Origin of the sequence: Pseudomonas fluorescens (assembly GCF_902497855.1) — a bacterium.
In the GTDB taxonomy this organism is placed as follows: Bacteria; Pseudomonadota; Gammaproteobacteria; order Pseudomonadales; family Pseudomonadaceae; genus Aquipseudomonas; species Aquipseudomonas fluorescens_BI.
The window spans coordinates 18,363-44,755 of record NZ_CABVHU010000009.1 but is presented as its reverse complement, the minus strand read 5'-3'; the positions used below and the strand labels follow the sequence as shown (position 1 = coordinate 44,755).

The 26,393-nt window shown below is 62.8% G+C and carries 19 protein-coding genes and 1 riboswitch; of the genes, 8 read left to right on the top strand and 11 right to left on the bottom strand.

Annotated features, from left to right (window positions below):
• Nucleotides 1-23: 23 nt before the first annotated feature.
• The 8 genes from F8N96_RS18510 (at nucleotide 24) to F8N96_RS18475 (ending at nucleotide 12,627) form a co-directional block, all read left to right on the top strand.
• Nucleotides 24-1,583: a class I adenylate-forming enzyme family protein gene (locus F8N96_RS18510; protein WP_150799004.1), complete on the top strand. Its 1,560-nt coding sequence runs from the start codon at nucleotides 24-26 to the stop codon at nucleotides 1,581-1,583.
• On the top strand, nucleotides 1,580-3,160 hold the full coding sequence (locus F8N96_RS18505; protein ID WP_150799003.1) for an acyl-CoA carboxylase subunit beta: 1,581 nt from the start codon (nucleotides 1,580-1,582) through the stop codon (nucleotides 3,158-3,160). The genes F8N96_RS18510 and F8N96_RS18505 overlap by 4 nt, the downstream gene beginning before the upstream one ends.
• A 62-nt stretch (nucleotides 3,161-3,222) precedes the next feature.
• The gene (locus F8N96_RS18500) at nucleotides 3,223-4,497 is read left to right on the top strand and encodes an MFS transporter (RefSeq protein ID WP_191635370.1); all 1,275 of its coding nucleotides are present in this window, start codon (nucleotides 3,223-3,225) and stop codon (nucleotides 4,495-4,497) included.
• A 3-nt stretch (nucleotides 4,498-4,500) separates the two neighbouring features.
• Nucleotides 4,501-5,508: a YeiH family protein gene (locus F8N96_RS18495; RefSeq protein ID WP_150799002.1), complete on the top strand. Its 1,008-nt coding sequence runs from the start codon at nucleotides 4,501-4,503 to the stop codon at nucleotides 5,506-5,508.
• 155 nt (nucleotides 5,509-5,663) lie between these two features.
• The gene (locus F8N96_RS18490; protein WP_150799001.1) at nucleotides 5,664-7,490 is read left to right on the top strand and encodes a DUF1302 domain-containing protein; all 1,827 of its coding nucleotides are present in this window, start codon (nucleotides 5,664-5,666) and stop codon (nucleotides 7,488-7,490) included.
• A gap of 32 nt (nucleotides 7,491-7,522) precedes the next feature.
• Nucleotides 7,523-8,881 carry a DUF1329 domain-containing protein gene (locus F8N96_RS18485; protein ID WP_150799000.1) on the top strand — a complete coding sequence of 453 codons (1,359 nt, stop codon included), beginning with the start codon at nucleotides 7,523-7,525 and terminating at the stop codon, nucleotides 8,879-8,881.
• A 68-nt stretch (nucleotides 8,882-8,949) separates the two neighbouring features.
• Nucleotides 8,950-10,023 (top strand): WD40/YVTN/BNR-like repeat-containing protein, encoded by a 1,074-nt coding sequence (locus tag F8N96_RS18480; RefSeq protein WP_150798999.1) that lies wholly within the window; start codon nucleotides 8,950-8,952, stop codon nucleotides 10,021-10,023.
• 30 nt (nucleotides 10,024-10,053) lie between these two features.
• A complete protein-coding gene (locus F8N96_RS18475; protein ID WP_224794108.1) occupies nucleotides 10,054-12,627 on the top strand; it encodes an efflux RND transporter permease subunit in 2,574 nt (857 codons plus the stop codon).
• On the opposite strand, the gene F8N96_RS18470 is transcribed toward F8N96_RS18475, so the two are convergent.
• The 11 genes from F8N96_RS18470 to F8N96_RS18420 all read right to left on the bottom strand — a co-directional run bounded on the left by F8N96_RS18470 (nucleotide 12,573) and on the right by F8N96_RS18420 (nucleotide 26,343).
• Nucleotides 12,573-13,364 (bottom strand): ABC transporter ATP-binding protein, encoded by a 792-nt coding sequence (locus F8N96_RS18470; RefSeq protein WP_150798998.1) that lies wholly within the window; start codon nucleotides 13,362-13,364, stop codon nucleotides 12,573-12,575. The genes F8N96_RS18475 and F8N96_RS18470 overlap by 55 nt on opposite strands.
• The gene (locus F8N96_RS18465; protein WP_150798997.1) at nucleotides 13,361-14,377 is read right to left on the bottom strand and encodes a FecCD family ABC transporter permease; all 1,017 of its coding nucleotides are present in this window, start codon (nucleotides 14,375-14,377) and stop codon (nucleotides 13,361-13,363) included. Before F8N96_RS18465 ends, F8N96_RS18470 begins: the two co-directional genes overlap by 4 nt.
• A complete protein-coding gene (locus tag F8N96_RS18460; protein WP_150798996.1) occupies nucleotides 14,374-15,387 on the bottom strand; it encodes an ABC transporter substrate-binding protein in 1,014 nt (337 codons plus the stop codon). Before F8N96_RS18460 ends, F8N96_RS18465 begins: the two co-directional genes overlap by 4 nt.
• 142 nt (nucleotides 15,388-15,529) lie before the next feature.
• Nucleotides 15,530-15,727: riboswitch (cobalamin riboswitch) on the bottom strand.
• Nucleotides 15,728-15,770: 43 nt separating this feature from the next.
• Nucleotides 15,771-16,817 carry an ABC transporter substrate-binding protein gene (locus tag F8N96_RS18455; protein ID WP_150798995.1) on the bottom strand — a complete coding sequence of 349 codons (1,047 nt, stop codon included), beginning with the start codon at nucleotides 16,815-16,817 and terminating at the stop codon, nucleotides 15,771-15,773.
• Between the two features lie 40 nt (nucleotides 16,818-16,857).
• Nucleotides 16,858-17,910 (bottom strand): ABC transporter substrate-binding protein, encoded by a 1,053-nt coding sequence (locus F8N96_RS18450; protein WP_150798994.1) that lies wholly within the window; start codon nucleotides 17,908-17,910, stop codon nucleotides 16,858-16,860.
• 265 nt (nucleotides 17,911-18,175) lie between these two features.
• Nucleotides 18,176-19,939: an ABC transporter ATP-binding protein gene (locus F8N96_RS18445; protein ID WP_150798993.1), complete on the bottom strand. Its 1,764-nt coding sequence runs from the start codon at nucleotides 19,937-19,939 to the stop codon at nucleotides 18,176-18,178.
• Nucleotides 19,940-20,015: 76 nt separating this feature from the next.
• A complete protein-coding gene (locus tag F8N96_RS18440) occupies nucleotides 20,016-20,615 on the bottom strand; it encodes a nitroreductase family protein (protein WP_150798992.1) in 600 nt (199 codons plus the stop codon).
• A 25-nt stretch (nucleotides 20,616-20,640) separates the two neighbouring features.
• Complete coding sequence (locus F8N96_RS18435) at nucleotides 20,641-22,509, bottom strand: extracellular solute-binding protein (protein WP_150798991.1); 1,869 nt, start codon at nucleotides 22,507-22,509, stop codon at nucleotides 20,641-20,643.
• A gap of 23 nt (nucleotides 22,510-22,532) precedes the next feature.
• Entirely contained in the window at nucleotides 22,533-24,134 is a 1,602-nt protein-coding gene (locus F8N96_RS18430; protein WP_150798990.1) for an ABC transporter ATP-binding protein, read from the bottom strand.
• Nucleotides 24,134-25,282, bottom strand: a complete 1,149-nt coding sequence (locus F8N96_RS18425) for an ABC transporter permease (protein WP_150798989.1) — start codon at nucleotides 25,280-25,282, stop codon at nucleotides 24,134-24,136. The genes F8N96_RS18430 and F8N96_RS18425 overlap by 1 nt, the downstream gene beginning before the upstream one ends.
• A complete protein-coding gene (locus F8N96_RS18420) occupies nucleotides 25,282-26,343 on the bottom strand; it encodes a microcin C ABC transporter permease YejB (protein WP_150798988.1) in 1,062 nt (353 codons plus the stop codon). Before F8N96_RS18420 ends, F8N96_RS18425 begins: the two co-directional genes overlap by 1 nt.
• Nucleotides 26,344-26,393 lie beyond the last annotated feature (50 nt).

Here is a 26,393-nt window from a genome sequence, read left to right as displayed (position 1 = left end):
TCAACAATAAGACAAAAATTATCATGATAAAAAAACGCACCGCAGGACTCATGCTCAGTTGGGCGGCCCGACAACACCGTGGTCGCACCGCCCTGGTCTTTGGCAACGACTGCCTGACCTATGAAGAGGTCGAAGCCGGCAGTAACCGTCTGGCCCACGCCTTGATTTCGCTCGGGTTGCAGGTTGGGGAACGGGTGGCTGTGCTGCTCGACAACTCGCCCGAGGCAATCGAGAGCGTGTTCGCTGTCGAGAAGGCGGGACTGGTTTATGTCGCACTCAATGCCCGGCATACCCTGGCCGAGCAGATCGCCATCCTGGACGACGCCGGTGCGAGCCTGTTGGTGGTGGGACCACAATTCCGCGAGATCGGCGAAGGGGTTCGCGATCGTGTCGCCAGCTTGCGCCATGTGCTCGGGCTTGGCTGGCAGGCGCCGCAGGTACTGGATTATCGGCAAGTGCTCGCTGCCATGCCGGCAAGCGCGCCCAGCGTTCAGGTTTCACCCGACGCGTTGCTGCGAATCGCTTATACCTCGGGCACCACAGGCAAACCCAAGGGTGTCACCTACACCGTCAAGCGCTGGTACGAACGCCTGACCAACCACTTCTACGCCATGGAATACAGCCTGGGGGTGGAGGATGCGATGTTGCATGTCGGCCCCTTGACCCATGCCGCCGGTGTCCATTTGCTGCCCTGCTATCTGCGTGGTGCGCGCAATGTGATCCTGCACAAGTTCGAGCCTGTCGAGACGCTGCAGCAAATCGAACGCCATCGCATCACGCAAATGATGTGCGTGCCGACCATGCTCACGCGCCTGCTCGACACACTCGATAGCGGCGTCGAGGCCGATCTTTCATCACTCAAGTGCATTCATTACGGGACCGCGCCGACCTCCGTCGACCTGATCCGCCGAGCCATGGCGCGGTTCGGTCCGGTGATGCGCCAGCAATACGGAATGACCGAGGCGGTACAGCCGTTGGCAGTGCTGTATCCCCATGAACACGCCGAGGACGCTGTGCTGCGCTCCTGCGGCAAGCCGACCGCCAATGTGCAGATCACCGTACGCGACGGGCAGGGCGAGGAGTTGCCGGTGGGTGAAATCGGCGAGATCGCGCTCGAGAGTTTCGGTATCGGCGAAGTGGCTTTCTGGCGCCGTCCCGATCTGGAGGCCGAGGCCATCCGCGATGGCTGGTACTACTCGGGCGATCTCGGTTACCTCGATGCCCAGGGCTTCCTTTATATCGTCGGGCGCAACAAGGACATGATCATTTCCGGTGGCTTCAACGTCTATGCGCGGGAAGTCGAGGATGCATTGGAAAGCCATCCGCAGGTCGCCGAAGTCGCGGTCCTGGGCTTGCCCGACCCTGAGTGGGGCGAGCGTATCGTGGCCTTTGTCGTCAGGCACGAAGGCACCAGGGTCGACAGCGAGGCGCTCGGCAGCCATTGCGCCGCACTGATCGCCGGCTACAAGAAGCCACGTCTGATCGAGTTCATCGATGCCCTGCCACGCAACAACGCCGGCAAGGTGGTGAAAAACATTTTGCGCGATGACTATCTCGCGCGCCTTGAGAGGAAATCATCATGAGCACGCCTGTTGCCCCTGAATGGTCGCTGGAGCTCGCCGACATCCGCGCGCGTCGGGAAATCGCCTATGCATTGGGTGGGCCGCAAGCGGTGGAAAAACATCATGCCCAGGGCAAGCTCACGGCGCGTGAGCGCATCGGTCATCTGCTCGAGAGCGACAGCTTCGAGGAATTCGGCATATTGGCCGGCGCGGTGAAGTACACACCAGAAGGCCAGATTACTTCCGCGACGCCGAGCACGGCAGTCGTCGGCGTGGGCAAGATCGGGCAGCGACGTACCGTGGTGGCGGCCGATGATTTCACCATTCGCGGTGGTTCGTCGGAGGCGGCGGTCGCTGAAAAATGGATCTACGCCGATCGTTATGCCTGGGAATACAAGCTGCCGATCATCCGCATGATCGACAGCGCCGGTGGCAGCGTGAAGCTGCTCGACAAGCTTGGCCATACCAAGATTCCGGGTTATGCCCTGCTGCCCATCACCAATCTGCTGGGGGCGGTGCCGGTCGTCGGCATTGCCCACGGCGCTTGCGCCGGGCTGGGTGCGCTGCGGGTCGCCGCCTCTCACCTGTCGATCATGGTGCGTGGCCAGAGCCAGGTGTTTGCGGCGGGTCCGCCCGTGGTCAAGCAGGCGTTCGGGATCGATATCGACAAGAACGACCTGGGCGGTTATGACCAGGTGCATCGTTATAGCGGCATGATCAACCTGGCCGCCAACTCCGACGCCGAGGCGCTGGATCTGGCCAAGCGCTTCTTGTCCTATTTGCCTGGCAATGTCTGGGAGCAGCCACCGCATGTGACGTCGAGCGACTTACCCGGTCGGCGCGATGCCTGGCTCAACGACGCCATTCCCCATGACCGGCGCAAGATTTTCAATCCGCACAAGATCCTCAAGTCGCTGGTGGATAAAGACAGTCTGTTCGAGATGTCGCCGGATTTTGGCGCGTCGACCATCACCGCGTTTGCCCGTCTCAATGGTTATTCGGTGGGGATCATCTGCAACAACCCGCGAGTCGGCGGCGGTGCGTTGACCCGTGCGGCGGCGCTCAAGCAGACCCGTTTCATCGACCTGTGCGACACCTTTCATCTGCCGCTCATTTACCTGGTGGACCAGCCGGGCGTCATGACCGGGCAAGAAGCAGAGATGCAAGGCACCCTGGTTGCCGCCATGCAGGCCGTGCATGCGATCGAGCAGGCCAGCGTGCCCGTGATCACCATCGTGCTGCGCCGCTGTGTCGGACTGGCCGGCGCCATGGTCAGCCCCTGGCATGGTCCGACAGGCACGGCATTGCCGCACCGGTTTGCCTGGCCTTCGGCGCAGTGGGGTTCGATCCCGATCGAGGGTGGCGTCGCGGCCGCCTATAAGCAGGAAATCGCCGCCGCCGAGGATCCGCTGGCCCGGCGCAAGGAACTGGAGGCCCATTACCAGGCCCTGGCTTCACCGCTACGGACGGCCGAGCGCTTCGGCGTGATCGACATCATCGAGCCGGACAGTACACGACCGCTGCTGTGCAACTGGGTGGGTGATGCCTATCGCATCACCGCACTTTCCCTTGGGCCGAAGCGGCGAACCATGCGCTAGTCCTGGCAGGACGAGCGGCATCCAGCCTTGCCTTCATAAAAACAACTCAAAGGTACAGACCGATGTTCTGGAAAAAGAGTCCCTGCGCAGTGCTCGCAACGCTGATGGTGATTCACCTGCTGGCGCAGGTGGACCGCAATATCCTGCTGGGCTTCGCACCGCAAATCACCGGCGAACTGGCGATCAACAATGCGCAGTATGGCTTTCTCGTCGGCGCGGTCTGGGTGCTGAGCTACGGCGTCATGGCGGTGGTGCTCGGTGCGCTGGCCGACCGACATAGCCGGCCACGGGTGATCGGTGCCGGCATGCTCATCTGGAGCGTCTGCACGATTGCCTCCGGGTTTGTGCAGAACTTCGAACAGATGGTGGCGGCGCGTTTTATGGTGGCAACCGGTGAAGCGGCGCTGGTGCCTGCCGCCACCGCGCTGTTGATGGAGCTGTTCTCGCAGAAGCGCCGGGGCACGGCGATGGGGCTGTTCTACCTCGGCATTCCGCTGGGCATCGGTTGCAGCTTTTTGCTGGCGGGCACGCTCGGCGCCACCCATGGCTGGCGCACCACGTTTTATATCCTGGGCGTTGCCGGGATTGTCATCGGCTTGCCGCTGATGCTGATGGGCGACAGGCGCAGCCACAACACGGTGCAAGAGCGCGGCGCCCCGCTCAAGGCTCAGTTAACCGCGGTGCTCGGTGAACTGCGCAGCAATCGTGTGGTGCGTTACACCGTTGCCGGCTTTGTGCTGGCCCACCTGGTTTATCCGGGGATTTCGTTCGCGCAACTGTGGATGACCCGCGAGAGGGGGATGGATCCGGCCACGATCGCCACGACCATGGGCGCCATGCAGATCGTCTTCGGCTCGTTGGGCGCGTTGGCGGGGGGCATTTTGAGCGACCGCCTGGCCCCGCGTTTCAAAGGCGGCCACGCCAGTGTCCTGGCGTTGCTGGTGCTGCTGTTTGCGCCCTTCATGATTGCTTTTCGCCTGGTGCCGACGGATTCGCCGCTGTTCTATGTGGGCATGGCGGTCGGCATTTTCATGGTGATGTCGCTTTACGGCTCCGCGACCACAGCGATCCAGGGCGCAGTTCCCGCGCGCATGCGTTCGACGGTCATGGGGTTTTCGATGCTGCTGCTGAATGTTTTTTCCGTGGCGCTCGGCACCTTGGTCGTGGGCTGGATCAGTGATTCTCTGGCGACAGCCGGGGTTGATTCTCCCCTGACCCCTGTGCTGCTGGTCAGCGACATTGTAGCGCTGGTGTCAGGTGGGATCTTCTTTTATCTGGCGGCTCGCATCAAGCGTGAAAGCTCGCATGCGCTGCCGGCCATGGGAATCAAGGTTTGACTTATGACCAGGTCCGCCGTCATCCAATTTCAGTCGGTTGTCAGCCTGTACCTTCCCGGTGTTCTGGCCAGCATCGTGGTCGCCATCGCCGCGCGCTTTCTCGCCGACCAGTACCACGCGCCAGTGATGCTGTTGGCCCTGTTGCTGGGCATGGCCATGAATTTTCTGGCGGCGGGGCCGAGCAAGGCGGGTATCGATTTCAGTGCCCGTGAAATCCTGCGCATCGGGGTTGCGTTGCTGGGCATGCGCATCTCCCTGGAGCAGATCGTGGCGTTGGGTTGGCACCCGGTGTTGATCGTGGTGGTTTCGGTGGTAGTGACCATTTTGCTGTCGATGCTGGCGGCGCGCGCCTTGGGCTTCAATGCGCTGTTCGGTCTGTTGTCCGGCGGGGCTACCGCGATTTGCGGCGCATCCGCGGCGCTGGCACTGGCGGCGGCTTTGCCTGGGCATCAGGCCAAGGAGCGCGCCACGCTGTTCACGGTCATTGGCGTGTCCAGCCTGTCGACCCTGGCGATGATCGTTTATCCGGTGATCGCCCGGGCGCTGGGCCTGGATCCGCTGCAAGCCGGGGTGTTCCTCGGCGCCACCATCCATGACGTCGCCCAGGTGGTCGGTGCCGGCTACAGCATGTCCCATGACATCGGCGATACGGCCACGGTGGTGAAACTGATGCGCATCGCTATGCTTTTGCCAGTGATTATCTGCGCGGTTTTGATCACCCGCGCTCAGGGTGGCCAAGGCACCGGCCAGCGGCCGCCGTTGTTGCCCTGGTTTGCCGTGGCGTTCATCGCCTTTGCCACGGTGACCAGTCTTGGCTGGCTACCGGCGACGGTACAGAGCCTGGGCAATCCATTGTCGAGTTGGTGTCTGGTCGTGGCCATCAGTGCGCTCGGCATGAAAATCCAGTTGAAGGAACTGGCCACGGTGGGGCTCAAGCCCATTCTGTTGATGGTCGGTGAAACGCTGTTCCTGCTGGGGTTAGTGTTGGCGCTGATACGCCTCGGTAGTTGACGTTCAGTACCCAAGGGTATTGACCGGCTTAATTCAAATGAATCGAACACTGCCCTGTCGGGGTTATGAGTGGTGGGCAGCGGTACGCCCGAATTCAGTGACAGGGCGTTTTTTCAACAACGCAAAACAACAACAAAAAAAAGCGGAGACAAGATATGCACGTTAACAAAAATCGTGGTTTGAGCGTGTTGGAGCCAACGCTGCTGGCCTCGGCGCTGTTCCTCGCCGCTTTACCGGCAGCCCAGGCCCTGGAGCTCAATACCGGCAATGAAGACTGGGTTGTACGTTTCGACAACACCTTCAAGTTCAACTACGCCCAGCGGGTCGAAAGCCCCAACAGCAAGTTGGCCAATGCCTGGAACAACAACGACGGCAACCGTAACTTCTCTTCCGGCAGTGCGGTGTCCCAGCGCCTGGACGTGCTCTCGGAACTGGACGTGACCTACCAGCAGAAGATGGGGTTTCGCGTCAGCGCCAACAGCTGGTACGACCACGCCTACGACCATGTCGGCAGCGACAACGCGGCGACCAACCAGCTCAACCACGGGGTGCCGGACTCGCGCCATCTCAGCGGTTATGCCGATCGCTACTACAACGGCCCTTCGGCCGAGATCCTCGATGCCTTTGTCTTCGGCAGTACGGAAGTCGGCGAAGAATCGATGCTCAGTGCCAAGCTCGGCAAGCACACCCAGTATTGGGGCGAAAGCATCCTGGCGTTTGCCCACGGCAACAGCTACGGCCAATCGGGGCTGGACATTGCCAAGGCGCTGGCGGTGCCGGGCACCGAAGCCAAGGAGTTGTTCATTCCGCGTAACCAGCTGTCCGCCAGCCTGACCGTCAACCCGGAGCTGACCCTGGGCGCCCAGTATTTCCTCGACTGGGACGCCTCGCGCCTGCCGGAATCCGGCACCTATCTGGGCTTCAACGACGGCATCCAGAATGGCGGGCACAACCTGTCGCTGATCGGTGGCGTCAATCCGTTTTTCGGTGCCCCGGGGCCGATCGGCGCCAACCAGTTTCTGCGCCTGAGCAATGGCCATACCTTCACCCCGGACGATCGCGGCGACTTCGGGCTGATGGCCAAGTGGAGCCCGGAATGGCTCGACGGCACCCTGGGTTTCTACTACCGCAACACCTCCGACATCCTGCCCAACCTGGCCTTGCAGCCGACTGCGGTCGGCCCGGCGCAGCTGATCTCCGGCAACATCGGCAGCTACAACCAGTTCTACGTCGATGACATCGACATCTACGGTATCAGCCTGTCCAAGAGCATCGCCGGGGTCAGCGTCGGATTCGACCTCAACTACCGCGAGAACATGCCGCTGGCCAGCGTTGCCGGCACCGTCAATCCGGCCGCGGCCAATGCCGGTGTGCCCGGTTTCATCGGCAGCTTCAACGGCGAAGACGGCGTGGCCCGGGGCAACACCGTGCACGCGGTGCTCAACGGCCTGACCACCTTTGGCGACACGCCGCTGTGGGACAGCTCCTCGTTGCTGGTCGAACTCGGCTACAGCCGCTGGCTGGACGTGACCGACAACAAGCAACTGTTCAAGGGCGAGGACTGGTACCACGGCACCGACAAGGTCACCAAGGACAACTACATCCTCGGCGTCAACTTCAACCCGACCTGGTACCAGGTCTTCCCCGGCATCGATATGTACCTGCCGATGACCTACAACGTCGGCCTCAATGGCAACTCCGCCGTGCAGCTCGGCGGCAACGAAGACGCCGGCAGCTACTCGGTCGGCGTCGGCATGGACGTGCGCAACCAGTACCGCTTCGACCTGAAGTACGTGGACAACTTCGGTCCGTTCGATACCTGCAGTTCGCCAGGCAGCGCGGGCAGTCAAGGAGACGGCGCGTCGCCGGGGGCCAACGGGCAATACAACTGCGTGCCCGGCCAGACCACCGCGTTCGGCGGTACACCATCCCAGCTCAAGGATCGCGGCATGGTCACTTTAACTTTCAAAACGACTATTTAATCGAACCATTGCCCAGCAACAGGAGACACCCCATGAAATTCGCTCAAACCTTACTGGCCACCACCCTCGCGCTGGCCGTCGCCGGCGCCGCCCAGGCGGCCGTGTCCCCGGACCAGGCGGCCAGGCTCGGGACCAGCCTGACGGCCGTCGGCGCCGAAAAAGCCGGGAATGCAGATGGCTCGATTCCGGCCTACACCGGCGGGCTGACCAGCCTGCCGGCAGGCTTCAAGGCCGGTGACACCGTTCGCCCGGACCCTTACGCCAGCGAGAAGCCGCTGCTGGTGATCGATGGCAAGAACGTCGCCCAGTACAAGGACAAACTCACCGCGGTCACCGTCGCATTGGCCACCCGCTACCCGAGCTTTCGCGTCGAAGTCTATCCGACTCACCGCAGCGTGGCGCTGCCCCAGAGAGTGCTGGATAACACCTTGAAGAACGCCACCGGCGCCAAGTCGCTGGAAGGTGGCAACGCGATCGAGAACGTGCTGCCGGGCGTGCCGTTCCCGATCCCGCAATCCGGTGCCGAGGCCATGTGGAACCACCTGCTGCGCTACCAGGGTGTTGCCTATTCGACCAAATATGATTCCTGGAACGTCGATGCCTCGGGCGGGCAGAACCTGGCCACCAGCGGCGAAATCGTCAACTCCTTCCCGATCTTCGAAGACCTGACCAAGGTCATCGACGCCAAGGATACTTATTTCCAGACCCGCCTGTTCTACACCGGCCCCGCGCGCCGTGCGGGGGAGGCGATCATGCTCAAGGACGCGGCCAACCCGCTGGTGCAGGCGCGGCGTGCCTGGCAGTACTTGCCCGGTCAGCGCCGCGTGAAGCTGGCACCGACCCTGGCCTACGACACGCCGAACCCGGGCACCGCCGGTTCAGGCACCTATGACGACGTGTATGTCTTCAACGGTGCGCTGGATCGCTATGACTGGAAACTGGTCGGCAAGCAGGAAATGATCGTGCCGTACAACACCTACACGCTGAGCTACATCAAGGATCCGAAATCCCTGACCACACCGAACCACCTGGCGCCGCAATTCGTGCGCTGGGAAAAGCATCGGGTGTGGGTGGTGGAAGGCACGCTCAAGTCGGGTGCCCGTCACATCTACGCCAAGCGCCGTTTCTACCTGGATGAAGACAGCTGGGTCGCTCTGGCATCCGACCAGTACGATGCCCGTGGCCAACTGTACCGTGGCTCCTTCAGCTTCCTCTCGCAAAGCTACGACGTGACGACCCCCAACACCACGCCGCACGTGATCTATGACCTGGTGGGCGGGACGTACAACATCAACGGTTTGTCGGGCGCCTACGGCGGCATCAAATACATCGCACCGCTCTCCAAGACGCAGTGGTCTCCGGACGCGTTGGCCGGTACCGGTGTTCGTTAAACGCTTCACACCAAGAGACCGGGCTGCACCCCGCGCAGCCCGGCCCGGTTCTGGCCAGAGGACGCACTATGTGTTCATTGAAGAAGCACACGTTGCAGGCGTTGGCACTGCTGTTGGTGTTGTGGCAGGCAGTCGCCCAGGCGTCCGGCTACATTGACGTGCTGGATTTACCCGCCAGGCCCAGCGCCCTGGCCGTGCGCAGTCCCTTGCTCGATATCGCGAGCGCCGGGCAGCGGCTGGTTGCCGTCGGGCAGCGTGGCCATATTCTTTATTCCGATGATGACGGCAAGCAATGGCAGCAGGCGAGCGTACCGGTCAGCAGCGACCTCAATGCCGTGTATTTCCCGACCCCCGAACAAGGCTGGGCCGTCGGCAACGATGGCGTGGTGCTGCACAGCAGTGACGCCGGCGCGACATGGAAAAAGCAACTGGACGGTCGTGAGATCGGCGCATTGTCGGTCAAGCAATATTCGGCGCTGGCGGCGGCCGAACCGGACAACGAGCAATGGCCGCTGCGGGTCGCCGATGGCCAACGGCTGGTCGAAGAGGGCGCCGACAAGCCATTGCTCGATGTCTGGTTCGCCGACGACAAGCTCGGCTACGTGGTCGGCGTATTCAACCTGATCCTGCGCACCGAGGATGGTGGGCAGAGCTGGACGCCGTTCCAGGACCGTACCGACAACCCGCAGAACTTCCATTTGAACGCCATCACCTCCACCGGCGATGCGCTGTACATCGTCGGCGAGCAAGGCCTGGTGCTGAAATGGGACGAGTCGCCCCAGCGTTTTGCCACCTTGGCGACACCCTATCAGGGCAGCTACTTCGGCGTTGTCGGCAAGCCTGGCGAAGTCGTGGTCTTTGGCCTGCGCGGCAATGTATTGCGTAGCACCGACGGTGGCTTGAGCTGGACCCCCTTCGATAGCGGCCTGCAGGTCAGTGTCACCGCCGCCACCGTGGACGCCCAGGGGCACTATCGGATGTTCAGTCAGGCCGGGCACATGCTGGTGGCCCGGGACGACAGCCCCCGAATGCAACGTGTGGCGCAGCAGAACCCGTCGCCGGTGGCCGGTGCCGCCCTGGCCGCCGATGGTTCCCTGGTGGTGGTGGGTACCCGCGGCGCACATGCGCTCCTCAAAGAATAAGAACCAGAACCACAGAGCGAGTACTCAGACATGGCCCATACCAAGCAAGACACCATGCCGGTGATCCGCGATCTGCGTGATTTCGATCGGCGCTCCGGCAATCGGCTGGAGCGGCTGGTGTTCAACTACCGCCCGCTGTTCATTGCGCTCATGACCCTGGTCACCCTGGTGCTGGGTTACATGGCCGTGACCCGTCTGGAGTTGCGCCCCAGTTTCGAGAAAATGATCCCGCAGAGTCAGCCCTACATTCAGAACTTCCTGGAAAACCGTCAGTCGCTGCGCGGTCTGGGTAACTCGGTACGGGTGGTGGTGGAAAATACCCAGGGCGACATTTTCGACCCCGAGTACTTGAATGTGCTCAAGCAGGTCAACGACGAACTGTTCCTCGCCGAAGGCGTCGACCGCGCCTGGATGAAGTCGCTGTGGACGCCGGCCGTGCGCTGGACCGAAGTCACCGAAGAAGGTTTCCAGGGTGGCCCGGTGATGCCCGACAGTTATCAAGGCTCGCCATCGGACATCGAACAGCTGCGGCAGAACATCACCCGCGCCGGTATCGTCGGCAGCCTGGTCGCCAGCGATTTCAAATCGAGCATGCTGATCGTGCCGTTGCTGGACAAAGCCACGGCCACCGGTCAGCGCCTCGACTACCATCAATTTTCGCAGATGCTCGAAGCGCAATTGCGCGACAAGATCGAATTCGCCGGCGACAGTGCGGCACGACTGACCGGGGAAGAGGGCAAGGGCCAGTACAAGGTCCGGGTGATCGGTTTCGCCAAGCTGATGGGCGACCTGATCGATGGGCTGATCCAGGTGATGATGTTCTTCGGTTTGGCGGTGGTCACCTCGCTGATCATCATCTACCTCTACACCCGCTGCGTGCGCAGTACCTTGCTGGTGGTCGGCTGTTCGCTGATCGCCGTGGTCTGGCAACTGGGCATCGTCGCCTGGCTGGGTTATGCCATCGACCCGTACTCGGTGCTGGTGCCGTTCCTGATCTTTGCCATCGGCGTGTCCCATGCCGCGCAGAAGATGAACGGCATCATGCAGGACATCGCCCGCGGCACCCACAAGCTGATTGCCGCCCGCTACACCTTCCGCCGCCTGTTCATTGCCGGCGTCACCGCGCTGTTGGCCGATGCCGTCGGCTTCGCCGTGCTGATGCTGATCGATATCCCGGTGATCCAGGATTTGGCCATCACCGCCAGCATCGGTGTGGCGGTACTGATCTTCACCTCGCTGTTGCTGATGCCGGTGGCGTTGTCCTACATCGGAGTCGGGCGCAAGGCCGCCGAGCGAGCGCTGAAAATCGACACCCGGGCGGACGGGCACAAAGGCTTCGGCAAACTGTGGGACACGCTCGACCGCTTCACGACCCGCAAATGGGCGACCGGTGCGGTCCTGGTGGCGGCACTGATGGGCATTGGCGGCTTCATGGTCAGTCTGCAACTGAAAATCGGCGACCTCGACAGCGGCGCCCCGGAGTTGCGGGCCGACTCGCGCTACAACCGCGACAACGCCTACATCACCAGCCACTACGCGCTGTCCAGCGACCTGTTCGCGGTGATGATCAAGACCCCGGCGGAAGGTTGCCTGAATTACCGGACGCTGATCCTCGCCGACCGCCTGGCCTGGGAGCTGCAGCAGTATCCCGGCGTGCAGGCCACCGCTTCGCTGGTCAACGCGGTACGGCAGATTACCGCTGGCACCTATGAGGGCAACCCCAAGCTCAACAGCATCCAGCGCAACCAGGACGTGCTGAACTACGCCGCGCAGCAAGCCTCGGTCAATTCCCCGGAATTGTTCAACACCGATTGTTCGCTGATGCCGGTGATCGCCTTCCTCAAGGACCACAAGGCCGAAACCCTGGACGCGGTGGTGGCCATCGCCGACCAGTTCGCGCGGGACAACAGCAGCGAAGACCGCCAGTTTCTGCTGGCCGCCGGGTCGGCCGGCATCGAAGCGGCGACCAACATCGTAGTGCGCGAGGCCAACCGCACCATGCTGCTGTATGTCTATGGCGCGGTGACGCTGTTCTGCCTGATCACCTTCCGCAGCTGGCGCGCGACATTGGTGGCGCTGCTGCCGCTGGTGCTGACCTCGATCCTCTGCGAGGCGTTGATGGTGGTCATGGGCATTGGCGTGAAGGTGGCAACGCTGCCGGTGATCGCCCTGGGTGTCGGCATCGGGGTCGACTACGCGTTGTACCTGCTCAGCGTGCAGTTGCAGTACCAGCGCCAGGGCCTGCCGTTATCCCAGGCCTATCGCAACGCCGTGTCGTTCACCGGCCGGGTGGTGGGCCTGGTGGGCATCACCCTGGCCGCCGGCGTGGTGTGCTGGGCCTGGTCACCGATCAAGTTCCAGGCGGACATGGGCATTTTGCTGACCTTCATGTTTTTGTGGAACATGTTGGGTGCTTTGATCCTGATCCCTGCGTTGTCGCATTTTCTGTTGCGCACTCATCATGTTCTGGGCAAAAGAACAGAGGAGGTGGCACTGGAAGTGGTGGGTGCCGAGGGATCGCAGGGCATGACTCAATCTCCGGGCGCCAGTCAAACAGCACGAAACCGCAATATCCGCGCCCCATCAAAAGGGTCGGTCAGGTAATGCGCGTGCACACCAAACGTCTCCTGCAAACGTTGCGGGGTCAGTACCTCAAGCGGTTTGCCGAGGGCGACCAGTCGCCCCCGTTCCAGTACCGCCAGACGATCGCAACTCAGGGCCTGATTCAGGTCGTGCAGGGCGATCAATGTCGTCACCGGGAGCGCCTGCACCACGTTCAGGATCGCGAGCTGGTGCTGGATGTCCAGGTGATTGGTCGGTTCGTCCAGCAACAGTATCTGCGGGCGTTGGGCCAGGGCGCGAGCGATGTGGACACGCTGGCGTTCGCCGCCGGACAGGCTGTGCCAGGTCTGGTTTTTCAGGTGCGCCGCATCGACGTCGCACAGTGCCTGCCGGACGATGGCGGCATCCTCGTTCGACCACGGGCTCAAGGCCGACAGCCACGGCGTTCGGCCCAGGGCCACGGCATCGAACACGTTGATGGCATCCAGCGTGTCGGCCTGTTGCTCGACCACCGCCAGGGTTTGCGCGACGGTTCGCCGCGCCAGCGTCTTGAGGCGCTGGCCGTTGAGGTGGATGTCTCCCCGGCTGGGCGCGCGCACGCCAGCCAGCAATTTGAGCAGGGTGGATTTGCCCGAGCCGTTGGGCCCGACGAGGCCCAGGGTTTCGCCGCGGCGGATGTCCAGGTGGATATCGTGCAGCAACTCGGCGTCGCGGACATGGAACCCGAGGCCGGAACAACTCAGCACGCAATCGCCGAGAACAGGCGTGACGGCATTCATCGGGCATTCCTCCGGCCGATCAGGATCAACGCGAACACCGGAGCGCCGACCAGTGCCGTGATGACCCCGACCGGGATCACCTGGCCTTTGATCAGTGTTCGCGACAGCACATCGGCGGCGATCAGAAACAGCGCACCCCCCAGCGCACTGGCCGGCAGCAGGCGCGCATGGCGGGTGCCCAGCAGCAGGCGCACGGCATGGGGGATGACCAGCCCGACGAAACCGATGGAGCCGACAATCGAGACCATCACGGCCGTCACCAGGGCGGCGCAGCTGATCAGCAGCAATTGCACGCGGCGTACCGGGATGCCGAGCGAGGCGGCGGAGTCGGCGCCGAAAGTGAAGGCGTCCAGCGCCCGCCGATGCCACAGGCAAACACCCAGACCGGCCACCGCCACCGGGACGGCCAGCCACACCGACGGCCAGCGCACCCCGCTGAGATTGCCCAGCAACCAGAACATGATGCCCCGGGCCTGTTCGGAACTGGCCGACTTGGTGATCAGAAACGCCGTGAGCGCATTAAATAGCTGCGAACCGGCAATCCCCGCGAGGATGATCTGCCCGGTGCCGCCGGGTGAGCCGCTGGCACGGGCCAGCAATACCACCAGGGCGAAGGCGGCCACAGCCCCGGCAAACGCCCCGACCGACAGCGAAATCAGGCCCGCCCCCAGCCCCAGCAACGCCACCAGCACCGCGCCCGTCGAGGCGCCGGCGGAGATGCCGAGCAGGTAGGGATCGGCCAGCGGGTTGCGCAACAGCGATTGCAGGATCACCCCGCACGTGGCCAGACCGGCACCGCAGGCTGCGGCCACCAGGGCGCGGGTCAGGCGATAATTCCAGACGACGCCTTCGTCGATCGGGTCGAGGACATGGCCGGCAGCCCACAGTTTGTTGGCCAGCACCTGGAACACCACACCCGGATCGATGGGTGTTTCACCGATGGCCACACCGGCAATGACGGCCAGCAGCAGGGTCATGGCGGCGAGCAATGTGCCTATCAGCGTCCTGGTCATTTCGGCAGGTCATAGCCGTCGATGGCTGAAGCCAGGGTGGCCAGACCGTCGAACATTCTGACGCTGGCCTGCATGGCCATGGCGTCGAGGATGATGATGCGGTTGTTTTTCACCGCGTCCATGTTGCGGGTCACCGGATCGCTGCGCAGGAACGCCAGTTTCTTGAGGTGGTCGTCAGCGGGGAAGCGCCGGCGATCCATGCGTGCAATGACCAGGAAGGTCGGGTTGGCCTTGGCAATGGTTTCCCAGCCGACGGTCGGCCATTCTTCATCCGATTGCACCACGTTACGCACGCCCAGGGTGTTGAGCATGAAGTCGGGAATGCCCTTGTGCCCAGCGACATAAGGGTCGATATCCAGGCTGGCACTGGAGAACCAGAACAGCGCGCTGGTGTGCTTCAGGTTCTTGTCCTGCACCGTGGCGACAGACCTCGCCAGGCTGGCCTTGAGTTCGTCGTTCAACTGCCGGCCACGTTCCTGCACATCGAAAATCTCAGCCAGTTGGCTGATGCTTTTGTAAATGCTGTCGATGCGAAACGCTTCCAGCCGTGTGCCATCGGCACCGACCAGGTTGTCTTTGGCTTCGCAGTCGGAGGGCATCAGGTAGGTCGGGATCTGCAGCTCGTGAAACTGCTCGCGGGTACCGACCACGCCTTGCGGGCCGACCATCCACTCCAGTTCCACCGCTACCAGCTGCGGGCGTTTGCCGATCACCGCCTCGAAACTCGGCTCGTTATCGGCAAGGCGCGGGATCGGGTCGTTCGCTGTCTTGTACTTGGCCAGCACCTCGTTGAACCACAGCGACGTGCCGATCAGCGTGTGGCCAAGCCCCATGGCGAAGAGCATTTCGGTGCCGGCCTGGCCGATGGTCACGGCGCGGCTCGGTGCCTGCTCGAAGGTCAGGGTGCTGCCGCAGTTCTCGACCGAAAGGGGATAGTGGGTCGGGGTCGCCTGGGCGAGGGTGGACAGACCCAGCGCAGTGACGAGGGTGGCAAGGCGTGACAGCAGCATGACGCAATCTCCAGTGGACCGTACTCGGGGCAGGGGGCACGGACTGGAAACACATCATCGAACGTTGCCAATAAAGCACTGACGTGGCGCTCACTGAACGTGACGCACGGCGCGAGGATGTCCTTCCCGGACACCCCGCCGGTTAGTGATTTGCTTGGCCGGCAGGTCTCCTGACTGATGCGTCGGCACCTGGCTCCAGCCTTCCCGGGAGTGATCCCAGTGGCAATTTCAGGAGCAGGCTCAGCACCTACAGTTGCGGGGGCAGTTCCGATTGATGCCGTGTCGGGCATCTCGGATTCCCTATTAATCCCATGTGGAAACCGGCGGCCGGCATGGTAGTCGATCATGCCGTTCAATGGTCCAGTATTTTTTCCCCGCCTTACTCAGATCACCCGACAAACCTCTTCCAGCGGACGCGGATCGATCCAGTCGCGGACATCGAAGCGTTGCGCGATGAAGTCCCAGCGCTGAAGGAAGTCCGTGAGGTGTTGCAGGGCGTTGATCGAGGTTTCGTCGAGGGCGGTACGCAAGCGGCGATGGGCATCTTCGCCGTAGGCGGCGGCGACCCAGTACTCGCTGGTGTTCAGTTCGCGAGCGAGAAAGCGCCGGGTTTCATCGGGGTGGGCCCAGGCCCAGCGTTCGGCATGCAGCACGCTGTCGACGATGCACAGGGCCGCGTCGAAATGCTCATCCAGCAGGTGCTGGTCCACCGTCAGGGTGCGCGGCGTGCCGATGTTGGCGCGGATCAGCGGGTCGGGGTGGGAGCCGGTGTCGACCACCACGTGCAGGCCGAACTCATCCGCCAGCTGCAGGCCATGGGCGCCCTTGAGGAAGATCGCATCGACATCGCCATGCAACAGGCCGATCAGTTCCTGGTTGCGCCGACGCACGCGGTTGCCGTGCAGCCGGACCTGGGCGCCGAACACATGGCGTACCGGGGTGTCGCTGTGGGTGCCGCCATAGGGGTAGTCGACCAGATCGACATCGGCGACGTTCAAGCCCTCCAGGCTCAAGGCGTTTTCCAGGCCGCGCAAGGCGCTGGCGCGGTTGAAATCGATTTTCACGTTGGCCCATTTGGGCAGGCCGAAACGCCGGTCTTTCAAGTCGCGGATGGTTTTCACCGGACTGTCCGGGTTGCTCACGATCAGCTGGACTTCGTCGCTCCAGGACAGGCCGAGTACCCGGGTCTGCACACCTGTCGAGCGCGCCCAGATGGCAGGCGTATTGCCGCCATGCCGGACCGAATTGGGCAAGTGGTGATCAAAGTGCGCTTCGCGAATCTCCCGATCGTTGGATTCGCGCAACGCCTGGATGTTGGTCCCGAAAGGACGAAACGCCTCGGCCAGTCGGCCGGATTCAACGGCAATCCCCAGCCCGGTGGGAACCGGGCTGTGGGTATACCAGAGGGTATCAAGAAAATGGGTGCTCATGAGGCCTGCTTGTGGGAAAGGTCTTGTCGAGCCAGGGGCATCAGCCGGCCAGTGCGGTGGCTGAGCGCAAGGATTCCAGGGGGCGCGGGTCGATCCAGTCGCGGACCGAAAAGCTCTGCGGGATGAAATTCCAGCGCTGCAGGAAATCGGTGAAGTCCTGCAAGCCGAGAATCGAGTTCTCATGCAAGTTGGTGCGCAGACGCTGGTGGGCGTCTTCACCATAGGCCGCGGTGACCCAGAACTCGCTGCTGTTGGTCTCCCTGGCCAGGTATCGGCGGGTGTCCTCCGGGTTGTTCCAGGCCCAGGTCTCGGCACGCAGCACCGAGTCGAGAATGCCCACGGCGGCATCGTAATGGTGGTCGAGCAAGTGCTGGTCGACACTCAGGGTCCGCGGCGTGCCGTTATTGGCGCGGATCAGCGGCTCCGGGTGCGAGCCGGTGTCGATCACGGTGTGCAGGCCGAACTGATGGGCGACGTGCGCAGCGGAGGCGCCCTTGAGAAAGATCGCGTCCACTTCGCCACGCAGCAAGCCGACCAGTTCCGCGCTCTGCCCGCCGTTGCGCCGACCGCCGAAGGTGCTGATGCCGGCCACGGTTTGCGCGGCTTCATCGCTGTGGGTGCCGCCCCGCAGGTAATCCACCAGCTCGACATCACTGACTTGCAGGCCCTTTAGTTTCAGCGCGTTTTCCAGGCCGCGGATCGCCTGGGCGCGGGAGAAATCGATCTGCGCGCTGGCCCACAGCGGCAGGCCGAATTTGCGCCCCTTGAGGTCCTTGGCGGTCTTGATCCCGCTGCCAGGCAGGGTCAGGATCAATTGCACCTCATCCTGCCAGGACAGGCCGATCACCCGAGTCTCACGGCCGCTGGCACGGGCCCAGATCGCCGGAATGTTGCCGCCGTGGCGTACCGAATTCTGCAGGGTATGGTCGAAGTGCGACTCGCGCACGGCCTGGTTTTCCGATTCACGCAGGGACTTGATCGCGGTGCCCTGGGCATTCAGGGTCTGCTCCAGCCAGCCTTTCTGCACGGCAATGCCAAGACCGGTGGGCACCGGGCAACGGGTGTACCAGAGCGTATCCAAAGCTTGACTCATGTGTTCGTTCCTTTGCGTTGACGAAGGGCCGAAACGCGGTTGCGTCCGGCGGTTAACAGCAGCGTTACAGCAGCGGTTACAGTGATAATTGCAACCCCTGTGCCAGTCTCTTGTGCCGGGTTGAAAGCCCCGTGAACCGGGGCCTGCAACCGGGCGTTCAGTGCCGAGGCCTGGCGCCGGGGCGGGTGGGTGCGTTGCCAGCAACACAGCAACAGCAGTGGTTGTTGGGGGGCCAGCAAGGGGTGTCGCGAGCACCCGCACCGGCTCAATTGGCCACGGCCGGCCGGCCCTGGCTTTGCAGGGCAAACAACCTGGAATAGAAACCACCTTCCAGTGCCGCCAGATCGCTGTGGCGACCGCGCTCCAGCACCTCGCCATTGCGCATCACCAGGATCAGGTCGGCGTTCATCACAGTGCTCAAGCGGTGGGCGATGATCACCGAGCTGCGGCCGCTGATCAGTTGTTCCAGGCCCTTTTGCACCAAGTGCTCGGACTCGGAATCGAGGGCGCTGGTGGCTTCGTCGAGGATGATCAGTTGCGGGTCCTTGAGGATCGCCCGGGCAATGGCGACCCGTTGCTTCTCGCCACCGGAGAGCTTGATGCCGCGCTCGCCGACCAGGGTCTCGTACTGGTTTTCCATGCGCTGGATAAACTCGTCGGCATGGGCGGCGCGCGCCGCTTCGCGGACCTTCTCGATGCTGGCACCGGGGCGGGCGAAGGCGATGTTTTCGCCGATGCTGTCGTTGAACAGCGCCACGTCCTGCAGCACCACGCCCATCAGTGCGCGCACGCTGCGTTGCTGGTAGTCGCGCAGGTCGATGCCATTGATCAGGATCCGGCCTTCGCTGACATCGTAGAAACGCATCAGCAGTTTGACGATGGTGGTCTTGCCGCTGCCACTGGTGCCGACCAGGGCCAGCGTGCGGCCGGCCTCCAGGTGGAAAGACACTTGCTTGAGGGCGTACTCCTCTTTGCCCGGGTAACGGAAGCCGACGTTGTCGAAGGTGATGCTGTCCAGCCGGGTCAGGGCAATCGCATCCGGGCGGTCGGCATGCTCGGCGGCAATGTCCAGCAGCTCGATCAGGCGTTCGGCGTTGCTCTCGATTTCGCCCGCCTGGTTAATCTGCCGGGCGATGGGCGCGATGTTGTTGATCAGGTTTTGGGTCAGGGTCAGGATCAGCAGGATATCGCCGGTGGTGAAACGTCCTTGCAAGGCGCCATGCACCGTCAGCGCCACGGCGATGAATACGCCAAAGGTGTTGATCAGGTTCAACACCTGTTCCGAACGCCATTCGGTGGTGTGCAGCTTGCCCCGGGTGATCAGCCATTCGGCCTGGGTGTCGTCATAGCGCTGCTTGACCGCCGGCTCGCCACCGAAACTGCGCACGGTGGAAATGTTCCCGACCATCTCCGCCAGCAGCCCGGTCATGCGTCCGGCAAGGGCCTGCCAACCGCGTCGGTAGGGGCGCGTCCAGCCCACGGTGCGGTAGGAAATCCAGAAGTTGAGCAGCAACACGCCGGTCATGATCGCGCCCACCAGCGGTGCCTTGACCAGCAGCACAGTGATGATAAACAGCATTTGCAGGGTGTTCGCCAGGGTGCCCTCGGTCAGCGACGACAGCCACATGGTGATGCTGGTGATGTTGCCGAAGCGGTCCATGATTTCGCCGACCCGGGTCTTCTCGAAATAGTCGATGGACTTTTGCGTCATGTTGTCGAAGACGCGCTGGCGAAAGGTGCTGACGGTATCCAGCCAGAGATCGTCGGCCTGCTTGTTTTGCAGGGCACCGAACACCACGACCCCCAGGCGCAGGGCAAAGAAGATGCTCAGCAGCACCGTCACGCTCCAGGTCGCTTCCTCCTTGCTGATAGTGCCGGCGAGCAGTTGCGCGATGGCGTCGACGATGAACTTGTAGAGATAAGGCGTGGCCGTGCCGATGAACCCGAGGATGGTGCCGACGGCGATGACGCCGATCACCCGTCCACGGTATTCGGGGATGAACTGAATGGTGCGCCAGAGGTTTTTCATAGGGTTTCTTGTCGATCAAGGGCGGATTGGGGGCGTGGCGATGTCAGTCGTGCCAGCGCGTGTGCTGTGCTGCTGATCAAGTGGCCTCGAAGGCAAAGCGTCCTTCGGCGACAACGTTCTGCAGCGGGTGGCGCGGGGTGGGTAGTTCCCGCGCCTGCAGTTCAATGGACAGGGTTTCCCGGGCGGCCTGTTTGCCAATGGCGATGGCGATCTCCACCTGGTAACCCTCCGGCACGCCGAGCACTTCACGGGCCTTGTCGCGGTCGAAACCGCCGATGGCATGGCTGCGCCAACCGGCATGTTCGGCCTGCAGGGCCAGGCTTGCCCAGGCCGCACCGGCATCCAGCGAGTGACTGCGCAGGTGGGTGGCTTCGGTCGCCCCGGGACGCCAGTGGCTGGTCTTCGACAACAGCACGATCAGCGCCGAAGCCTTGGCCGCCCAGCGCCGATTGTTGTCGTTGAGCAGTTCGAGCAGCGAATCCCAGTGCGCGGAATCGTTGCGCGCGTAGATAAAGCGCCAGGGTTGCGAATTGTTCGCCGAAGGTGCCCAGCGCGCAGCCTCGAACAGACTGTCGAGGGTGCCCTGGTCGATGGGCTCGCCGGTAAAGGCACGGGGCGACCAGCGATTGATGAACAGCGGATGAATAGCGTGGGTGGACTGGCGGGTCTGGGACATGGAAGGGCCTCGAAAGTAGAGTTGATCAGCGTTTGGCGGTCAGGGAATTGGCGGTCTTGTCCCACCAGGTCGCGATCACCCACTCGTTGGCGCCGTAGTACAGCGGCAGGGTTTGCGGCTGTTGCAGGCGCTGGTTGTAGATGAAGTAGTGCTTGTCCAGGTAGCGCCAGGGGATCACGTAGTGGCTGTGCATCAGCACCCGGTCCAGGGCATGGGCGGCGGTCTGTTGCGCGGGCTGGCTGTCGGCTTCGAGCAGGTTCTTGATCAGGGCGTCGACCGCCGCGGACTTCACCCCGGTGATGTTTTCCGAACCGGGGCGGTCGGCATCCCGGCTGTTGAAGTTGCGCCACAGTTCGTCACCGGGCATGCGCGCCTCACGCAAGGCGAGGGTGGTGTAGTCGTATTCGAAGTGGGTCATCTGTTTGCGGCTGGTGGCGGCGTCGGTCAACCGCTTCTTCACCACCACGCCGATCTTGCTCAGGTTAAGGTAGATCGGATCGGTGAACGGGCTTTGCGCGCGGGTGCCGGCCACTTCGAGAATGAATGGCTCGCCCTTGGCGTTACGCAACACGCCGTCGCGGTTGTGCCAGCCGGCAGCGGCGAACAGGTCGAGAGCCTTGGTCAGGTTCTGCCGGACACTGGCCGGCGCCTTGGTCGACGGCTGCACCAGCATCGGGCCGAACACCGCCGGCGGTATCTGCCCACGGTAAGGCTCCAGCAGCTTCAGCTCGTCGGCACTGGGCAAACCCGTCGCGGCCAACGGGCTGTTGGCGAAAAAGCTGTCGACCCGCTTGAACTCGTTGTCGAAAATCTTCTGGTTGATCCACTCGAAGTCCAGGGCGTAGTTCAAGGCTTCGCGCACCCGTGGGTCCTGGAAGCGCTCCTTGCGCAGGTTGACCACCCAGCCGTTCATGGCCGGCGGGTTGCGATGGGGGAACTCGCGCTTGATCAATTCGCCTTTATCGAAGCGCTTGCCGATGTACTGACAGCACCAGTAGCGCATCTGGGTTTCGCTGATGAAGTCATAGTCGCCGGCACGCAGTGCCGCGACCTGGGTGTCGCGGTCCTTGTAGAGCTTGTAGTCGATGCTGTCGAAGTTGAACGAACCCCGGCGCACCGGCAGGTCGCTGGCCCAATAGTCCGGATTGCGCCGATAGACGATGCCGCGTCCGCTGATGGCCTTGTCGATCCGGTACGGACCGCTGGCGATTGGCTGTTCGAAGCGCAGTTCGTCGAACGCCACGGTCTGGCCATCGGCCTGCAATCCCCATTTGGGCGAGAACACCGGCAGGCTGCCAGCGATGAACGACAGGTCACGGCCCTTGCGCTTGAACTCGAAGCGCACCCGTTGCGGGTCCAGGACCAGCACCCGCTCGATTTCGCCGAAGTAGGCCTTGAAGCGCGGGCTGGCCTTGCCACCAGTGAGCGTCTGAAACGAATACAGCACGTCGGCGGCAGTGACGGGATCGCCATTGGAGAAACGTGCCCTGGGATCGAGGTGAAACTCCACCGCGCCGAAGTCCGCGGCCACCTGGATATCGTCGGCGAGCAAGCCGTATTGGGTATTCAGTTCGTCGAGGCCATTGATGGTCAGGGTCTCGAACACCAGTTCCAGCAATCCCGGTGGCGGTGTGCCGCGCAGGCTGTAGGGGTTGTACTTGTCGAAGCTGCTGTTGGTGGCGACCAGCGACATGGACAGGCTGCCGCCCTTGGGCGCCTGGGGATTCACATAATCGAAATACTGGAAATCGGCCGGGTATTTCGGTGTGCCGAATTGCGCAACCGCATGGGCCGCCCATGCCGGTGACGCGACACTCAGCAATACGCCGGCCAGCGTCATGCCTTGGGCCAGGCGATTGAGGGGCTGCAACAACGGGTGTCTAAAAGATTTCATAAGCACTACTTCCATGAACCGGATTACAGCGAGGCCTGAACCAGACGTTGGGTATAGGGGTGTTGGGGATGGGCGATCAGGCTGGCGGTGTCCCCGGACTCGACGATCACCCCGTCCTTCATCACATACAGGCGGTGCGCCAGGGCGTTGACCACCGCCAGGTCATGGCTGATCAGCACATAACTCAGGGCGTGTTTTTTCTGCAGGCTGACCAGCAATTGCAGCACCTGGTTCTGGATCGAGACGTCGAGGGCCGAAGTCGGCTCGTCCAGCACCACCACCCGCGGTTTGAGCACCAGCGCCCGGGCAATGGCGATGCGCTGGCGCTGGCCGCCGGAAAACTCGTGGGGGTAACGGGTCAGGGCGCTGGTGGGCAGGCCGACTTCGCCCAACACCTCGACGATGCGCTGCAAACGTTGCGCGGCATTCAGTTCGGGGAAGTGCAGGGCCAGCCCTTCGCCGACGATCTGGGCCACCGTCTGCCGTGGCGAAAGCGAGCCGTACGGATCCTGGAACACCACCTGCAACCGGGCGCGCAAGGCACGCTTTTGTTGGCGGGTACGCTGGCTGATGGGGCTGCCGTCGAATTCCAGCTCGCCACCCTGCACCGGGATCAGGCTGAGGATGGCCTGGGCCAGGGTCGACTTCCCCGAACCGGACTCACCGACCACGCCTATGGTTTCACCGGCCTTCAGCGAGACTTCGGCACCTTCCAGGGCGATGTAACGCTCGTGACCAAACCAGCCACGCCAACCCGGGCGTTTCTTCGGATACTCCACGCGCAGCCCCGACGTCTGCAGCAAGGTCGCGGCGTCGCCGGCGATCGGTTCGATCTGCCGTTGCGGACGGCTGTTGAGCAGCTTGATGGTGTAGGGATGCCGGGGGTTGGCGAACAGCTCGGCCGTCTCGTTGCTCTCCACCAGCTTGCCGTGCTCCATCACGGCCACGCGCTGGGCGAAGCGCCGCACCAGGTTGAGGTCGTGGGTGATCAGCAAAATCGCCATGCCCTGGCCATCGCCACGGGCAAGTTCTTCGTCCTGCAGATCCAGCAGCAACTGCACGATGCGCGCACGCACGGTCATGTCCAGTGCGGTGGTCGGTTCGTCGGCGATCAGCAGCTTCGGCCGGCAGGCCAGCGCCATGGCGATCACCGCCCGCTGCAACTGGCCACCGGACAACTGATGCGGATAGCTGTCGACCCGTCGTTCCGGCTCGCGAATGCCGGTGCGGGCGAGCAGGGCGATGGTCCTTGCCCGGGCCTCGCGCGGGGTCAGGCCTTCGTGCAGTTGCAGGGTCTCGATGATCTGTTCGCCAATGCTGAACAGCGGGTTCAGCGCCGACATCGGCTCCTGGAAAATCATCGCCACGTCGCGCCCGCGAATCTGCCGGATCTGCGCCTCGGTCTTTTCCAGCAGCTCCTGGCCTTCCAGGCGAATGCTGCCTTGAATCCGCGCCTGGGCCAGCAGGCGCAGGATCGACAGCGCGGTCACGGTTTTCCCCGAGCCGGATTCGCCGACCAGCGCCAGGCGTTCGCCGGGCTGGATCTGCAGGTTGAGGTCATCCACCACCCGGCGGTTGCCGAGGCTGATCGTCAGATGTTCCAAGCTCAGCAAGGGCGTGCTCATCAGAGGTTCTCCGCCAGCGGTTTGTCGGCGATGCGGGTATCCAGGGCGTTGCGCAGGGCTTCACCCATAAAGGTCAGGAGCAACAGGGTGATCATCAGCACGCCGAAGGCCGACACGGCGATCCACCATGCATCGAGGTTTTCCTTGCCCTGCAACAGCAACTGGCCAAGGCTTGGCGCCGGTGCCTCGACGCCCAGGCCGAGAAAGTCCAGGCTGGCCAGGGCCATGATCGCCGCGCTCATGCGAAACGGGAGGAAGGTGATCACCGGCGTCAGGCTGTTGGGCAGGATGTGCCGCCAGATGATCTGGGCATGGGACAGGCCCATGGCCCGCGCCGCCTTGACGTATTCCAGCTGGCGATTGCGCAGGAACTCGGCACGCACGAAGTCCGACAGGTAGATCCAGCCGAACAGCGACAGCAGCACGCAGAGCAGGATCAGGCTCGGCTCGAAGATCGAGGCGAAGATGATCAGCAGGTACAGCTCCGGCAACGACCCCCAGACCTCGATCAGGCGCTGGGTGAACAGGTCGATCTTGCCGGCGAAATAACCCTGTATTGCGCCGATCAACACGCCGAGCACAGTGCCGATAAAGGTCAGCGCCAGGCCGAAGGTCACCGAGACCCGGAAGCCATAGAGCAGCCGGGCAATGATGTCGTACCCGGCGATATCGGTGCCCAGCAGGTTCTCCGCGGTCGGCGGCCCGGGGTAATGCACGGCGTTGGAAAAGTAGTTGAGGGTGTCGTAGTAGTAAGGGTTGAGCGGGTACAGCGCGAAATTCCCCGGTTGTGCCAGTTGCTCGCGGATAAACGGGTCGTTGTAGTCGGCGTGAATCGGTAATTGACCGCCGAACACCCCTTCCGGGTAGTCCTCGAACAACGGGAAATACCAGTGCTGCTGGAAGTAGATCAGCAGCGGCTTGTCGTTGCTGATCAGCTCGCCCGCCAGGCTCAACAGGTACAACGAGGTGAAAATGATCAGGCTCCAGTAACCCAGGCGGTGCTGCTTGAAGCGCAGCCACACGCGCCGGCCCGGTGTGAGGACGGGGGCGGGGGGCAGGTCGGTTTCCAGTACCGGAGTCCGAAGGTGTGGCGGGCGTTGCCAGAGGCGGCGCCAGATCGAGGGCGGTGCAACAGTCTGCGAAGTCATCAGGCCACCTGGGCGTCGAATTTGATCCGTGGGTCCACCAGCACATAGGCGATGTCGCCCACCAGCTTGGTCAATAGGCCGATCAGCGTGAGCAGGTAGAGGCTGCCCAGGACCACCGGGTAATCACGACTGTTGATCGACTCGTAGGACAGCAGGCCCAGCCCGTCCAGGGAGAACAGGGTTTCGATCAACAGGCTGCCGGTGAAAAAGGCCGCGATAAAGGCGCCGGGGAAACCGGTCACCAGCGGCAGCAAGGCATTGCGAAAAACGTGCTTCCACAACACCCGGCGTTCCGAGAGGCCTTTGGCCCGGGCGGTGAGCACGTACTGCCGGCTGATTTCCTCGAGGAAGGTGTTTTTCGTCAGCAGGGTTTTCAGGGCGAAGGTGCTGATCACCGAGGCCGCGACCGGCAAGGTGATGTGCCACAGATAGTCGGTGAATTGGCCGAAGCTGCTCAGTTCGTCCCAGTTGTCCGAGGTCAGGCCGCGCAACGGGAACACGTCCCAGAACGAACCGCCACCGAACAACACGATCAGCAGCACGCCCAGCACGAACCCGGGGATCGAATAGCCGGCGAGAATCAGCAGGCTGCTGATCAGGTCGAAGCGGCTGCCGGCGCGCACCGCCTTGGCCACGCCCAGCGGCACCGAGATCAGGTAGGTCAGGACAAAGGTCCAGATCCCCAGGGACACCGAGACCCCGAGCTTGGACTTGATCAGCTCCCAGACGCTCTCGTTGCGAAAATAACTTTCACCCAGATCGAAATGCAAAAAATTCGTCAGCATCTGCACATAGCGCTCGCCAACCGGTTGATCGAATCCGTACTGCCGCGTCAGGTGCACCACCTGTTGCTCGTCGATGCCCTGGCGCCCGCTGTAGCTCCAGCCGCTGCTGGCTACGCCGCCCTCGGCACCGGAGCGGGCGCTCTGCTGGTCGAGGTTGCTCAGCACTTGCTCGACCGGACCGCCGGGGACGAATTGCGTGACCAGGAACGTCAGGGTCAGGACCCCGAACAGCGTGGGGATCATCGCCAGCAGGCGAGTCAACAGGTAATACAGCATGGCGTCGGTTCCAGCGTCGGTGAGAAAAACGACTTGCGCCGCAGCCGGCG